This is a genomic window from Capnocytophaga haemolytica (genome assembly GCF_001553545.1).
Classification (GTDB): domain Bacteria; phylum Bacteroidota; class Bacteroidia; order Flavobacteriales; family Flavobacteriaceae; genus Capnocytophaga; species Capnocytophaga haemolytica.
In genome coordinates, this window is the sequence record NZ_CP014227.1 from 549,078 (window position 1) to 563,174 (window position 14,097).

16 protein-coding genes are annotated in these 14,097 nt (G+C 43.2%); 2 read left to right on the forward strand and 14 right to left on the reverse strand.

Translation table 11 applies throughout. The annotated features are described in order from the left end of the window. Window positions 1-106 precede the first annotated feature (106 nt). Window positions 107-490, reverse strand: coding sequence for a hypothetical protein (locus AXF12_RS02500; RefSeq protein WP_066428062.1), 384 nt, complete (start codon window positions 488-490; stop codon window positions 107-109). Window positions 491-778: 288 nt separating this feature from the next. On the opposite strand from AXF12_RS02500, the gene AXF12_RS02505 reads away from it, so the two are divergent. Both AXF12_RS02505 and aat read left to right on the forward strand, forming a co-directional pair. Next, on the forward strand, window positions 779-1,324 hold the full coding sequence (locus tag AXF12_RS02505) for a DUF3127 domain-containing protein (protein ID WP_066431706.1): 546 nt from the start codon (window positions 779-781) through the stop codon (window positions 1,322-1,324). 6 nt (window positions 1,325-1,330) lie between these two features. Beyond that, window positions 1,331-1,969 carry a leucyl/phenylalanyl-tRNA--protein transferase gene (gene aat, locus AXF12_RS02510; protein ID WP_066428063.1) on the forward strand — a complete coding sequence of 213 codons (639 nt, stop codon included), beginning with the start codon at window positions 1,331-1,333 and terminating at the stop codon, window positions 1,967-1,969. A gap of 1 nt (window position 1,970) precedes the next feature. Here the strand turns inward: aat and tilS are convergent, their stop codons facing one another. The 13 genes from tilS to AXF12_RS02575 form a co-directional block, all read right to left on the reverse strand. Beyond that, a complete protein-coding gene (gene tilS, locus AXF12_RS02515) occupies window positions 1,971-3,269 on the reverse strand; it encodes a tRNA lysidine(34) synthetase TilS (protein WP_066428064.1) in 1,299 nt (432 codons plus the stop codon). A 2-nt stretch (window positions 3,270-3,271) separates the two neighbouring features. Beyond that, the gene (locus AXF12_RS02520) at window positions 3,272-4,126 is read right to left on the reverse strand and encodes an aminotransferase class IV (protein ID WP_066428065.1); all 855 of its coding nucleotides are present in this window, start codon (window positions 4,124-4,126) and stop codon (window positions 3,272-3,274) included. Window positions 4,127-4,143: 17 nt separating this feature from the next. Then, window positions 4,144-4,530: an START-like domain-containing protein gene (locus tag AXF12_RS02525; RefSeq protein ID WP_066428066.1), complete on the reverse strand. Its 387-nt coding sequence runs from the start codon at window positions 4,528-4,530 to the stop codon at window positions 4,144-4,146. An 89-nt stretch (window positions 4,531-4,619) separates the two neighbouring features. Continuing rightward, on the reverse strand, window positions 4,620-6,185 hold the full coding sequence (gene rny / locus AXF12_RS02530) for a ribonuclease Y (protein WP_066428067.1): 1,566 nt from the start codon (window positions 6,183-6,185) through the stop codon (window positions 4,620-4,622). Between the two features lie 216 nt (window positions 6,186-6,401). Further along, complete coding sequence (locus AXF12_RS02535; protein WP_066428068.1) at window positions 6,402-6,692, reverse strand: cell division protein ZapA; 291 nt, start codon at window positions 6,690-6,692, stop codon at window positions 6,402-6,404. A 3-nt stretch (window positions 6,693-6,695) separates the two neighbouring features. Further along, a complete protein-coding gene (locus AXF12_RS02540) occupies window positions 6,696-6,989 on the reverse strand; it encodes a hypothetical protein (RefSeq protein ID WP_066428069.1) in 294 nt (97 codons plus the stop codon). Between the two features lie 184 nt (window positions 6,990-7,173). Next, the gene (locus tag AXF12_RS02545) at window positions 7,174-8,184 is read right to left on the reverse strand and encodes a hypothetical protein (RefSeq protein WP_066428070.1); all 1,011 of its coding nucleotides are present in this window, start codon (window positions 8,182-8,184) and stop codon (window positions 7,174-7,176) included. Between the two features lie 285 nt (window positions 8,185-8,469). Further along, entirely contained in the window at window positions 8,470-10,101 is a 1,632-nt protein-coding gene (gene groL / locus AXF12_RS02550) for a chaperonin GroEL (protein WP_066428071.1), read from the reverse strand. Between the two features lie 25 nt (window positions 10,102-10,126). Next, entirely contained in the window at window positions 10,127-10,405 is a 279-nt protein-coding gene (locus AXF12_RS02555; protein ID WP_066428072.1) for a co-chaperone GroES, read from the reverse strand. Window positions 10,406-10,559: 154 nt separating this feature from the next. Beyond that, complete coding sequence (gene secG / locus AXF12_RS02560; protein WP_066428073.1) at window positions 10,560-10,940, reverse strand: preprotein translocase subunit SecG; 381 nt, start codon at window positions 10,938-10,940, stop codon at window positions 10,560-10,562. Window positions 10,941-10,948: 8 nt separating this feature from the next. Then, window positions 10,949-11,776: a hypothetical protein gene (locus AXF12_RS02565; protein WP_066428074.1), complete on the reverse strand. Its 828-nt coding sequence runs from the start codon at window positions 11,774-11,776 to the stop codon at window positions 10,949-10,951. 84 nt (window positions 11,777-11,860) lie between these two features. Next, complete coding sequence (locus AXF12_RS02570; RefSeq protein ID WP_066428075.1) at window positions 11,861-12,355, reverse strand: LptE family protein; 495 nt, start codon at window positions 12,353-12,355, stop codon at window positions 11,861-11,863. 179 nt (window positions 12,356-12,534) lie between these two features. Beyond that, on the reverse strand, window positions 12,535-13,674 hold the full coding sequence (locus tag AXF12_RS02575; protein WP_143325062.1) for a hypothetical protein: 1,140 nt from the start codon (window positions 13,672-13,674) through the stop codon (window positions 12,535-12,537). Window positions 13,675-14,097 lie beyond the last annotated feature (423 nt).

Here is a 14,097-nt window from a genome sequence, read left to right on the forward strand (position 1 = left end):
AAAGTGAATAGTGCACAGCGAATAGCGAATAGTGCACAGTAAATAACAAAAATCCCTTCACGGCAAGGACTGTGAAGGGATTTTTTGTTTTAAGCTAATATTAATCTTAATAATCTAATCTTATTGGGTCTGATAGATTTCCATTGTCGTCAGTAGGGAGAGACATTTCTTTGATAACAGCCTTCTTATAGAGAATCTGTATCTTTAGAGAGATTTTTTTTGTAGCTTTTCCTGTTATTTTTAGGCGAGTAGGTCTATCATCGTCAGAGAGATATTGTACCCAATCCTTAGTAAGGGGGACGGGGTAGCCTTCAGGGAAGATAGTACCTCCATTGTAAGAAACAGCTACTTCTGAGATACTAAACTCAGGAGCTGCAAACATTTTGAGGTAATAGGCATTTTCATCCAAGATAGATCCGTTACCATCACCGTCTTTTCCGCAAGAAGCAAAAGCTAAGGCGGTTACTATTAAAATAATAAATCTTTTCATAAGTATATTTCTTTGTTTAAAGTGCAAAGGTACGACTTTATTTTGAAATAGGGACTATATTTTCTAAAATTAACCAATGGAGGAGGATAAAAGGAGATCTATCCGATACGGCTTCGTAGTAGCTTCGTATAAGAGGGTGGAAAATAAGCGTGATAGATGATTATGTAATACACTCGTTATAAGGGATATAACATCATATGCTAACTTTTTTTGTGCGAAAAATTTTGCTCATTGGTAAAAAGTGTTTACCTTTGTGCTTTAATTGAAAAGTAAAAAATTATGGCAAATATGGAGCTGCAAGGCAGAATTGTAAAGATAGGTGAAGTGCAGACAGTGGGGGCAAATGGCTTCCAAAAGCGCGAGTTAGTGATTTCTACAGAGGAACAATACCCGCAGTTTATTCCTTTTGATTTTGTGCAAGAGAAGTGCGCTCTGCTTGATGGACTGGCAGTTGGTCAGGTAGTACGTGTAAGTTTTAATGTGCGTGGGCGCGAGTGGACGAACCCTCAGGGGGAAGTAAAGTATATATTGAACCTTCAAGGTTGGCGCATTGAGCCAGCAGATGGAATGCCTCCACAACAGGCGTACGCTCCACAAGGGCAATATGGGCAATATCCGCCACAGGGGTATGCACCACAGCAAGGGTATGCGCCTCAGGGGCAGTATCAGCAGGCTCCACCTCAATATGCACAACAGCCGCAGTATGGGCAGGTACCACCTCAGTTCCAGCAGATGCCTCCACAGCAGCCTCAGCAGGCATTTCAAGCTGCGCCAGCACCCGCACAAGGGGCTAACGCGGCGGCAGATGGCAGTGAGGACGACTTGCCATTTTAATATTTGATGAAGCGTTTGGAGCATAACATACCATTTCCTTCCTTTGAGGAAATCTCAGAGGAAGGAATTATTGCGTTTGGAGGGGAGCTGACCACTAAGCGGCTGATAGAGGCGTATTCGAAGGGTATTTTCCCTTGGTACGGTGCCGATGAGCCTGTGTTGTGGTGGTGTCCCGATCCGCGCTTTGTGCTTTTTCGCGAGAAATTGCACCTCTCTAAACGTGTACGTAAGTTACTGAAAGAGAAGGTTTATAGGGTTACTTACGACCAGCGATTTGAAGAGGTAATGCACCATTGTGCCACAGTGGAGCGCAAGGGGCAACACGGCACTTGGATACACCCCGAGATGATCAAGGCTTACACCGCCTTGCACCGCAAGGGCATTGCGCACTCGGTGGAGGTGTGGCAAGGTGAGGAATTGATCGGGGGACTTTACGGTATCCGTATGGGTGCGGTTTTTTGTGGGGAAAGTATGTTTAGCCTTGCACCCAATGCTTCGGAATATGGCTTTATCACAATGCTTGAAGAGGATGAAGGCATTAGTATGGTCGATTGCCAAGTGTACAGTGCTTATTTAGAGCGGTTAGGGGCTGAGGAAGTGCCCCGCGACATCTTTTTGCTGCTTTTTCACCTGCTGAAAGGCTAAGTTATGCCTTGTGAATCTTTAAAATGTGCTCAGTGGCGGAAGTGATGCTAACACGCCCATCGAGTCGTTTGCCTACCACCCACACGATAGCCTCGCCTGAGCATAGCAGCCATTGTTGTTCTTTCTCGAATTGCGCGTATTTTTCGTCTTTGAAGTATTTGCTGAGTTTCTTTTTGCCGTGCATTCCCTCTGGATAGAAGAAGTCGCCTTCGCGTCTGTGGCGTAGCGTCAGTGGGTAAGTCAGTTTGTCGGCATCGATAAAGATAGTATCAGGAGAAGGAGTAGGGGAGAGCCTCGCCTCAGTGGTATGTTCTATGTGTAATTCTATTGGTGTGGTGATGTGCGTAACGCCTTCTTCTATAAGTATTTCCACATCTGAAAGCTGCTTTTGCGCTTCTAAAAGCAGGTGATTTCTATTCTTTAACAAGCGATGCGTACGGGAGTGCAATTGCTTGCCTGTCTCGGCTTCTAAGAGCAGTTGTTTTAAATCTTTTATATTGTTAAAACCATAAGGATAAAAGAGCTTGTGGAGCACAAAGTCCAGCTCGGGGAGTGCTTTCAGGGTTGCGATGTCGATCTCAGTAATGCTGCCTTCTAAGGGCTTAAAACAGTGCTCTTTTAAGGCGGCTATCTGTGTATCTATAAAGTGCACGGTCTGGTGTAAGTACACTTGTGTCTTATTGAAATTACCCAAGAAGTTAGGGTGTAGTTCTTCAAGCAGTGGGGTGATGTTATGGCGTATTTTATTGCGGGTATACTTGTCGGTGGCATTGCTGCTATCCTCACGCCACGAAAGATGGTTATTGAGGCTATAAGCGTGTATTTCTTCACGAGAACAGTGTAGCAGTGGGCGCACAATGGTGGGGCTTTCTTCTGGTATGCCGAGTAGTCCTTCTAAGCCGCTACCCCGTGAGAGGTTGATGATAAAAGTCTCTAAATTGTCGTTGGCGTGATGGGCAGTGGCAATTTTGTCGCAGTGGTGGGCTTTGCGCATTGCTTCAAACCAATGGTAGCGGAGCTCGCGGGCAGCGAGTTGGGTGTTGAGCTTGTGCGTTTGTGCATAGGCTTTGGTGTCGAATTGCTTTACGAGCAGTGGCACACCGAGTTCAGTGGCAAACTGCCTTACGAAAGCCTCGTCCCCATCACTTTCTTCGCCTCTTAAATGGAAATTACAGTGGGCAAGCACAATCTCAATCCCTTCTGCGTGTAGGGCGTGCGCGAGCACCACACTGTCGATGCCCCCACTGATAGCCACCAGCAAACGCTTGTCTTTTAGAGAAGATAAATCGGTAAGTTTCATAGTTAAGCCATTCCGAAGCGTGCTACGGTATTGAGTTTGCCGAGTAAGTTCTTAGCTACTTCGCGTGTGTAAGTCTTTTTGCGGTATTGGGTAATAGGCTGAATGCCTACAATGGTGTTGGTGATAAAGAGTTCATCGGCTTTCTGCAATTCAAAGGGAGAGATGCTTGCTTCTACGACCTTGTAATCGGGCACTTTTGCTAAGGCTTTTATCAGCATCTTGCGGGTGATACCATTCATTGCCCCATCGGTAAGGGGTGGGGTGCGCAAGGTGTTGCCTTCTACTACAAAGAGGTTACCATCTAAGGCACCAGCTACGCTCTTGTTGTAGTTGAGCAAGATGCAATTCTGATAGTCATTCTCCTCAGCGAAGATACTGCCGAGGGTGTTCACCATTCTGTTGGTGTGCTTTACAGTAGCCAAAAGATCGGCTTGCACATAGAAGTCTTTAAAGAGTTCTACCTCATAAGGGGCTTCGCTCAGGGTGTAAAAGGGGGTAGTAAGTGGAGTGGTTTCGATAAGGTAATCCACAGTGTTGGTAGTAGGTGTGTAGAGCTGGCTATCTTTGCGAAACACAGTGATTTGCACCCGCACTGCACTGCTTTCTAAGTTGTTCTCAGCAATGAGTTTTAGCATTCCTTCCTCTAAGAACTCCATTGAGAAACTCATCGGTATTTGCATTCTCAAGATGCGCATCCCTGCCATTAGTCGTAAGTAGTGTTCTTCCCAAAAGAGTAGTTTTCCTTGTACGTATTTTGAAGTGTCGAATACGCCATCGCCGTACTTGAAGGCTCTGTTGTTGTTCGTAATGACGCGCTCTTCTTGCGGCAGTAAGGTGCCGTTGTAGTTTATCTTCATATCCTCTTGCTCTAAGCCTAAGCCCCGATTAAAGCTTTCAGTTCTGCTATTTGCGTTTCCCAAAGGCGTTTTGCTTCTTCTACCTCATCTTCAGGGGCGAAGTCAGTGATCACTAATGTTACTTCCTTGGTGAGTTCTTGTACGCGTATTTTAATCTCAAAGTAAATGCTTTCATCTTCTTCCTCTTGCCAACGAAAGCGCACATAATCATCTAACTTCTTGCGCAGTAGCAGTGCTGACTCTTCGCTGTTGTCCCATACGAAGGTGTAAACATCTTCATCAGAAGTGCGCACATCGTCAGCGTACCACATTGCCAATCCCGAAGGCACACTGATGTACTGATAAAGCATCTGTGGTGAAGCATTAACGCTAAACTCTAATTGGTATTTTGTTTTCTCTGCCATAGTGTCTCGTTTTAAGAGGTAGGGATTAGCGGTCAGAGATCAGGGAATAGGAAGTTACGCACCGATCTCTGACTACTTGCTTCTGATCCCTACTTTGCAATATTCACTGCGCGGGTCTCGCGGATTACAGTAATCTTTACTTGCCCAGGATAGGTCATATCCGTTTGTATCTTCTGTGACAGGTTGAATGAAAGTTCAGCAGCCTTATCGTCAGTTACTTTTTCACTTTCTACAATCACGCGTAGTTCACGCCCTGCTTGGATAGCGTAAGCCTTCTTCACACCTTGGAAGGTAAAGGCGGCATCTTCCAGATCTTTCAGACGCTGGATGTACGAATCGAGCACTTGGCGGCGTGCCCCTGGACGTGCCCCGCTGATGGCATCACACACCTGCACAATAGGTGAGAGCAGTGAGGTCATCTCTATCTCGTCGTGGTGGGCACCAATAGCATTGCATACCTCAGGCTTTTCGCCATACTTCTCTGCCCACTCCATACCGAGCAGCGCGTGAGGCGTTTCTGTTTCAGTTTGTGGTACTTTGCCAATATCGTGCAGTAGCCCTGCGCGTTTTGCCAGCTTAGGATTTAAACCTAACTCTGCTGCCATCACCCCACAGAGTTTAGCTACTTCGCGTGAGTGTTGCAAGAGGTTCTGTCCATAAGAAGAACGGTATTTCATACGCCCTACACATTTCACCAATTCAGGGTGCAGACCGTGTATACCAAGGTCTATCACGGTGCGCTTGCCTATCTCTACTATCTCCTCTTCTATCTGCTTAGTAGTCTTCTCTACCACTTCCTCAATACGCGCTGGGTGGATACGTCCATCGGTAACTAACTTGTGCAGTGATAAGCGTGCAATCTCGCGGCGTACGGCATCAAAGCACGAGAGGATAATTGCCTCAGGGGTATCGTCCACGATGATTTCCACACCCGTAGCAGCCTCAAGGGCACGTATATTGCGCCCCTCGCGCCCAATGATGCGCCCTTTTACCTCATCGTTCTCAAGGTTGAACACCGATACGCAGTTATCTATTGCCTCTTCGGTACCTATACGCTGAATGGTGTTGATGATAATCTTACGTGCCTCTTGGTGTGCGGTAAGTTTAGCTTCCTCCACAGAGGTCTGTATATAAGCCATTGCGTCAGCTTGTGCTTCTGCTTTGAGTGAGTCGGTGAGTTGCTTCTTAGCTTCTTCTGCCGAAAGCCCTGAAATCACCTCTAATTGTTGCACTTGGCTCTTGTGCAAACGTTCTACCTCTTCTTGCTTCTTTTCGATTACCTCTATGCGCTCTTCTGCCTCCTGAGTTTTCTTCTCCAACTCATCTTTCAGACGCTTGTTCTGCGCCAATTCATTAGACACCTGCGACTCCTTATCGCGGATACGCTTCTCTGCCTCAGCCATCTTCTTATCCTTAGCAGCAATCGCCTTCTCGTGTTCTGCTTTGAGTTCTAAAAACTTCTCTTTAGCTTGATATATCTTCTCTTTCTTAATACTCTCAGCCTCGTTTTTAGCTTGCTTCAATAGGGTATCGGCTTGGGTATTTGCATCTTCTAATATCTTAGAAGCACCTTTCTTTTCCAGAACCTTAGCGATGGCAAACCCTATTACAATGCCGACAATCACGCCGGCAACAATAATTAATATACTATCCATCTTGTTAATAAAATATTTATAAAAAAAGCCTATATTGATTCAAATGTTTTGCGTAAAACTCTGAAAAACAGGTTTAAGGCTACTGAGCAGATCAAGTATCCACGCACGGTGGCACGCTTTAGCTGGCTCAACTCACCTTCTTTTACGATTGTTAATGTTGAGTTTACCAAAAAGTATAAATCAATATAGGCAGTAATCTTTGTCTGTGTACTTTGTTTATAGCATCTCGCTCAGCAGGCTGTCGAGGCGCGAGAGCTGTGCTTTAAGCTGCTCATCTTCCTTGCTTTCACTGAGGGCTACTTGTTCCACTTGTGTAGCCAGCACGATGGCACACATTGCTAAGGCATCCTGACGGTCTTTGAGTTGATATTGCTGCTCAAAGTTCTTTATCATTTCATTGACCTTCTTAGCGGCACGCCTGAAGGCTTCTTCCTCTTCACGCTTGATATTCAATGGGTAAGAACGCTCCCCCACTGCAAGATTTATTCTGAGCATTTCCTCTTCCATAGCCTATTGTTTTGAGAGCTGCGCGATGCAAGCATCCACCTCGCGGATGAGTGCATTTATCTTCAACTTAGCTTCTTTTCTATGCTCTTTACTGCCTAATATACCATTCGCTACTCTTAGTAGTTCTTTTTCCTGTTGCAGTGAGGCAACCTCCTGTTGCAAGGTTTCCTTCTCCTCTTGTAGGTGAGCTACCTTTATGTGCAAACTACTGATAGTACTGCCCATCTGAGCTATTTTCTCCTTTAATAGAAGTGCTTTTTCTTCTAATAAAGCGGCTAACTGATGTATTTGGCTCATTATAGTATAGCGAACTTTCGTATATTTGGGCGCAAAGATACAATATTATTTTTAAAAGTGCAACCTTTTCCCTAAATTAATTCATAGTATAGTTGTAATCATTTCATTATCAATAGATACTAAAATAAAAAAAGCTACCCATTTATGGGTAGCTTCTTAAATTTTATTAACCTAAAAAAACTTCTTAGTATTTGTACTCAATAGTGTGGATAGTACCATCTTTACCTTCAGGTTTGTCATTTCTGGTAAACTTGGTAGGGTAACCATTATCATTGTAGTTGTAATCATAGATATGTTGCTGAGTCCTCTTGTTGTTCTCATCATAATCCTCTTGGTTTGACAAGTTGTTCTTAGGACTTACACCTATCACAGTGTTTTCAGGATTTAGTGCTACTAACGCTCTTACATTCTTAGGATTGTTCTTGCCATCATACTTATAAGTATTTCTTGACACTTGTGCTTTACCATTTGAAAGAACTTCATACTGTGTCAAACGACCTTCGCCATCAAAAGTAGAACGCAAGTAAGTAGGTAAGTTAGTTGTAACCTTTCCACTATCCTTATCAGTAACAGAAACAACAACCTCTACTGTCGCTACTGAACCATTGTAAGTAACAGTATATTTAGTAGTGGTCTTGTCACTTACTTGGTTGTACAGATTGCCAGAGGTTTCTACAACCCAAGAACTAACTCTTCCCTCACTATCATAGTCAACTCTCTTAGTAGTGGTTTGGTTGAAATCGCCAAAGTGCTCGTGTGTCTGAGTATGTTTTTCTTCGCTGTAAGTCAAGCGACCATTTCCGTCATACTGATAAGTCCCTACAGTTACATCCTTTAAGAAAACTACTGGTTTATTGTCTGTAACTGTCCTTTTACTGATAAGATTCTGTCCATTGTACTCGTACACAGTAGTTTTGTCTCCCCTTAAAAGAGCAATACCTTCGTATGTTTTAGTCTCTTCTTTTTCCAACAAGTTTGCTGTTGTACTTGAAGTGCTACCTGATGGCACTGTGTAAGTAGTTTCACTCTTTCCTAATACTTTTACAGCGTTCTCAGTTACCCAACTGTCAGTCTCTGAGGTTAGGAACCCTTTAAAGTCTGATTTCTGATCTCTGGGATTGTCTCCCCCATTGTCATCCTTGCTGCAGGCTGCAAATACCAACGCAACTCCTGCTAATAATGCAATTTTCTTCATTTGTTAAAAAGTTAATTAAATATTGATGCCGCAAATGTACGCATAAAAAATTACCCCTTCTAAAAATTTAACAAACTTTAACATTCAAAGAATGTGTAATTGATGAAAATACTAAGTTTTAGATATTTTTCAAATAAAAATTTAAGAATTTATTAACGCTTCAAAAAGAGCTTTCAAGCCTCAACTGAAGAGATATAAGGTAAAAATTACACAATAAAAAGTCGGGAAGCAATACGCTTCCCGACCATTAGTATTAACTAAAAATATGATAATGGTATGAAAATCCTACATCATCCCTGGCATACCACCCATTGGAGGCATTGCAGGCGCTTTTTCTTCCTTAATGTCCACAAGGGCACATTCAGTGGTCAAAATCATACCTGCTACTGAACCAGCATTTTCAAGTGCTACACGAGTTACCTTCTTAGGGTCGATAATACCTTCTTTGAACATATCTCTGTAATAACCTGTTTTAGCGTTCAAGCCAAAAGCATCTCTTGATGAATCCAGTACGCGAGCCACAACTACTGAGGCCTCATAACCAGCATTCTCAACGATAGTACGTAATGGAGCCTCCAAAGCTCTCGAAACGATACGCATACCTGTAGCCTCATCGGCGTTTACAGGTTTTAGCTTGTTCAATACATTCTTGCAACGGATCAGCGCAATACCACCTCCTGCTACGATACCTTCTTCAATAGCGGCACGAGTAGCGTGAAGCGCGTCGTCTACACGGTCTTTTTTCTCCTTCATTTCCACTTCCGAAGCAGCACCGATGTAAAGCACAGCCACCCCACCAGAGAGTTTTGCCAAACGCTCTTGCAGTTTTTCACGATCATAATCAGAAGTAGTGTTTTCTATCTGTGCTTTTATCTGAGCCACACGTGCTTTGATATCTTCCGATTGCCCAGCCCCGTTTACAATGGTAGTGTTATCCTTGTCAATAGAAACGCGCTCAGCAGTGCCCAACATATCCATAGTAGCGTTTTCAAGTGTAAAACCGCGTTCCTCAGCAATTACAGTACCTCCTGTAAGGATAGCGATATCTTCAAGCATCGCTTTTCTGCGGTCGCCGAAGCCCGGGGCTTTTACCGCTGCAATGCGCAAAGTGCCACGCAATTTATTTACTACTAAGGTAGCCAAAGCCTCTCCGTCGATATCTTCTGCGATAATCAATAGAGGTTTGCCCGATTGTGCTACTGGCTCCAGTACAGGCAAGAGATCTTTCATTGTAGAAATCTTCTTGTCGTAAAGCAAGATATAAGGGTGATCGAGATCTGCGATCATCTTCTCTGAATCTGTTACGAAATAAGGAGATAGATAACCTCTATCGAACTGCATACCTTCTACTACTTCTACATAAGTGTCAGTACCTTTGGCTTCTTCTACGGTGATAACCCCTTCTTTACCTACTTTGGCAAATGCCTTAGCGATAAGCTCGCCAATAGCCTCATCGTTATTAGCAGAGATGGAAGCTACTTGTTTGATCTTCTCAGAAGAAGAACCCACTTCCTTAGCTTGCTTTTCCAATTGATCAACTACACGTTTTACCGCTTTGTCAATACCGCGTTTCAAGTCCATTGGGTTAGCCCCTGACGCTACGTTTTTTAAGCCTTCTTTTACGATTGCTTGCGCCAATACAGTTGCTGTGGTGGTACCGTCACCTGCTAAATCATTCGTCTTAGAAGCCACTTCCTTCACCATCTGAGCGCCCATATTTTCAAGTGGATCTTCCAGTTCTACTTCTTTAGCTACTGATACCCCATCTTTGGTGATTTGAGGAGCTCCGAATGATTTGCTAATGATTACATTACGTCCCTTCGGACCCAAAGTTACCTTTACTGCATTTGCCAATGCATCCACACCGCGCTTTAAGCCTTCGCGTGCTTCAATGTCAAATTTAATATCTTTTGCCATTTCTTTCTATGTTTAATTTAGTTTCTTAGATCACCGCAAGAACATCGCTCTCACGCATAATCAAATAATCTTTACCTTCAAATTTTAACTCAGTCCCTGCGTATTTACCGTATAACACAGTGTCACCCACTTTCAGGGTTACAGGGTTTTCCTTCGTGCCAGCCCCTACAGCTACTACTTTCCCCTTCTGAGGTTTTTCCTTTGCAGTATCTGGGATAATAATACCTGACGCCGTAGTCGTTTCAGCTACAGCAGGCTCAATCAAAACTCTATCAGCCAACGGCTTAATATTCACTTTTGCCATAATTCTTAAATTGTTTGTCTATCTTTAAATGTTTATACTTTCTTTCCACTGGGTACAGACCTCTGATCCCTGACCACTGGTCTCTGCCCTCCGATCACTAATCTCTATCTCCTAAAAACCGTGCCAAGTGCTAAAAACTGACAAAATGGCAGTTTTATTGTCCCGTACCTGACGAAGTGGCAGGTAGTGTAGATTGTACAGGGGCACTGTTGGCAGGTGCTGCATTGTTAGTAGGCGCTTGCTGTGTAGGCACTGCTGGTGGAGGTGTTCCCCCTTCCAAGAGCTTAGAGTCGTCTCCTGTATTTGATAACAACAAAGTGTTGGCTACCAGTATCAATACACCGAGGGCAGTAGCAAAAGTCCAAGTGCTGCGCTCTAAGAAGTCACCTGTCTTTTTTACCCCACCTACTACCTGAGTGTTCCCTCCAAAGGTCGACGAAAGTCCGCCTCCTTTAGGATTTTGAACCATAATCACCAAAGCAAGCAGTAAGCATACTATCACGATGAGTACTAAAAAAATGTTGAATGCTGTCATTTCTCTTATTAATTATTTTCTTGTAATTGTTTAATACGTTCTATTTCGGCTGCAAAGTAACGACTTTTTTCTGGATATTTCAAAATTAATATTTCATAAGCCTGTATGGCCTGTTTGTATTTACGCTGATTTACATACACTTGCGCCAGCGTCTCCGTCATCAATTGTTGTGGATCGGCATTGGCTTCATTAGCCAAATTCACGTTGGAGACATAGTCTTTTGAAGCCTCAATCTTAGGATTGCTTTCCAAAAACTTATCAATGAGCTCAAACTTATGCGCTACTTTTTCATCTTTATACTTCACAGGGCGCTCATCGGCTGATATATTTTCAAGCCACTCCGAAATATGCTCTGAATCGCTTTTAGGCTTCTGTGCAGGGGTCTCTTTCGGTACAAAAGCCGCTGCCAGCTCCTGATGGTTTACCAAATCCTCAGGGAAGATAGGTTCCTCAAAAATACTATCAGGCACCTTAGGGCGGAATCCGTGTGGGTCATTATCGATATAGCTCACCTTTGGTGGTAAAAACTCTTCCTCAGCACGTTCACGTGCTTTACGGATACGTTCATAGTCGCGCCTCAACGCTGCAAAATCAGTGATAATGGTCTTTGAGTTGATAAAATCGAACAACACTGATCTGTCTGTCACGTGCACCGCTGCCAATTTTAGGGCTTTACTATACCGATAATCTTTCTCAGAATGGAGTATCTTGAGCTGTAACACCCTTGCCGCCTGAAAATAAGGATACTCGTGCACAATCTCATCTAGCTCGTGCACCTGCTCCGTACTAATAGTGTACGGCAATCGCAATATGTCTACAAATTCTTTTACAGTCATACGAGTTAGGGGTCAGTAGACTGGCTTCTCACTCTTGGTTCCTGACTTCTCATTTCTGCTTTCTAGTGCAGCTTCGCTGCACCCTTACCAATCTGCCAGTGAAGCGTTGAATATATCTTGCGTGATGCGCTCAAATATCTGAGGGATCGCCTCGCTCTTCACACTGTTGAACTGTGCTGCCCCTGGATAGTCATAGTAAAATGAGAACCGTTTCTCAAAATCCTTATTCTCCTCTTTGTTATTCGTAAAACGCACGTTTACACTGATGGTAAGCCTATTCTGTGCTGCCGTCTGATTCGCTGTAGCCGTCATCGGGGTGATGTTGAACTCCACAATCTCACCCTCGTACACCAAGTCGCCATTGCGGTCGGTAAGCGAGAGATTTGTTTGGTTGTTGATCAAATCTTGCAAAGCCAAGGTAAAATCACGGTCGAGTCCAGGCTCCACCAAAGGCGCATCATTGCGGAAGAAATTCACTTGGAACGTCTTCGCGTCCCCCGTGCTTCCCCCCGTAAAGTTGTAAATACCGCAGCCCGCTAAGCTGAGCAACAAACCACTGTATATGAGTATCTTTTTCATCACTTCACACAAAAAGCTGCGCAAGTTACTATTTTTGTGTGAGCTGACCAAATTTTTAAAGTAAAATATTTTATAATAAAGGCGTATGTATTTGTAAATAAGGTAAATACACAGATCTAAAAAAGCCGTTTAGAAGAAGCTAAACGGCTTTTCAAGTATTAACTTTCAAACATTTTAGTTTAATCCTGAAGCGATAGTTTTAGTACTTCTCCCTTATAGGTAACAATATGTTTTGCTAAAGCTCCTCCTACTCTCGCTACAAAAATATACGTTTTACCCTTCTCGACGGCTGTAAACACGGCTTCTCCTTTATTATTAGTATACATTTCAGTAGAATAACGACTGTTGTAAAATAGTTTTCTAATTCTTTCGTCCAAATTGCCTCTTACAAATTGCTCATTGAGGTCTATATCCGAAGGTATATCAGCGAAAGCCTCGCGTTTGATCATAAACACCGACTGCCCTACGGCTATTTTACCCCCTTCTACAACCTCTACTGCAATGGGCTTAGAGGTAATCGAAAAGTGTACTTCATTCACTTTCTCAGGATCATAATACGCATTTAGAATTGCGTAATTTTCTTCACCTAATACAATAAAGCTGTAGTCAGGAAGGTTTCGCTCTAAATCCCCGAAAAACACGTTCCCTTGTGCATCTGTAGTTTTCCTAACAACAAAAGGATTAGTATTAAAATACCGATCTATTTTAGCCTTGTTAGCAACATAATTCTTTGCGTGACTGAAAAGAACACCTCGTGCCGAGTCATCGTTTGTAGCGTATATCTTCATATTTGCCAATGCTGCGCCATCCTTTACTACCGTAAGCCTTATGCCACGATCTACCTTTACCGCCGTGAGTTGCACATCGTTCCTGCCCGCCACTATTGTAAAGCTCTTCTCTTGTGAAAGAGCTTCGCCTGTGGAAGAAATGGCTTGTATATAAACAGTCTTGCCTATGTATAGGGTAGCAACAAAGTCAAAAACACCATTTGAGTTCTTACGAATTGCCGTCCAATCTTTCTTGTCATAGCTATAAGTCACCCATACATTACTCAAGTCAATGTTTTGCGCCGTTACGGTTACATAAACATTGGCATACTGCTCTGGCGTGGTAGAGGTTTGGGTGTTACCGCCAGGGGTAGTAGGCGTCTGAGTACTACCACCAGGCGTAGTTGGGGTTTGCGTACCTCCGCCGTCTTGTGTGGTTGGGGTTTGCGTAGTACCGCCTTGTGGTTTCTGAGGTGCATCGCCACCCTTGTCATCTTTGCTACACGCAGCCATTGCGAGGGCTGCCATTGCCAATAAAAATAAATTTTTCATAAGAAACAAAATTTTTAAAATGTAAATGAATCCAAAATTTAGGTATTAGGGCTGTTCATTCTAACTATTTGATAGTAAATAAGTAGGCGCTTTATCCTATCTTCTTCCCATCAAGCTGAGCAACAACCCACTGTATATGAGTATCTTTTTCATCACTTCGCACAAAAAGTTGGGCAAGTTACTATTTTTTCACAAAACAACAAAATTTTTTAATAAAATTTATTGCTGATGATTTTGTAATAATCTACAAATCAATGTGTTTTATAAAAAGAGAAAATAACTTAATACCTCATTGAATAGGTAAAGAAAAATCACCTTTCTCAGTAAAAGAAAACTCGAAAGTAGGGGTAAGACTATCTTAAGAAGAGGATAAACGAACACCAAACGAAGAAGACCATCAAAAGAGCTACCTCATTACCGAGG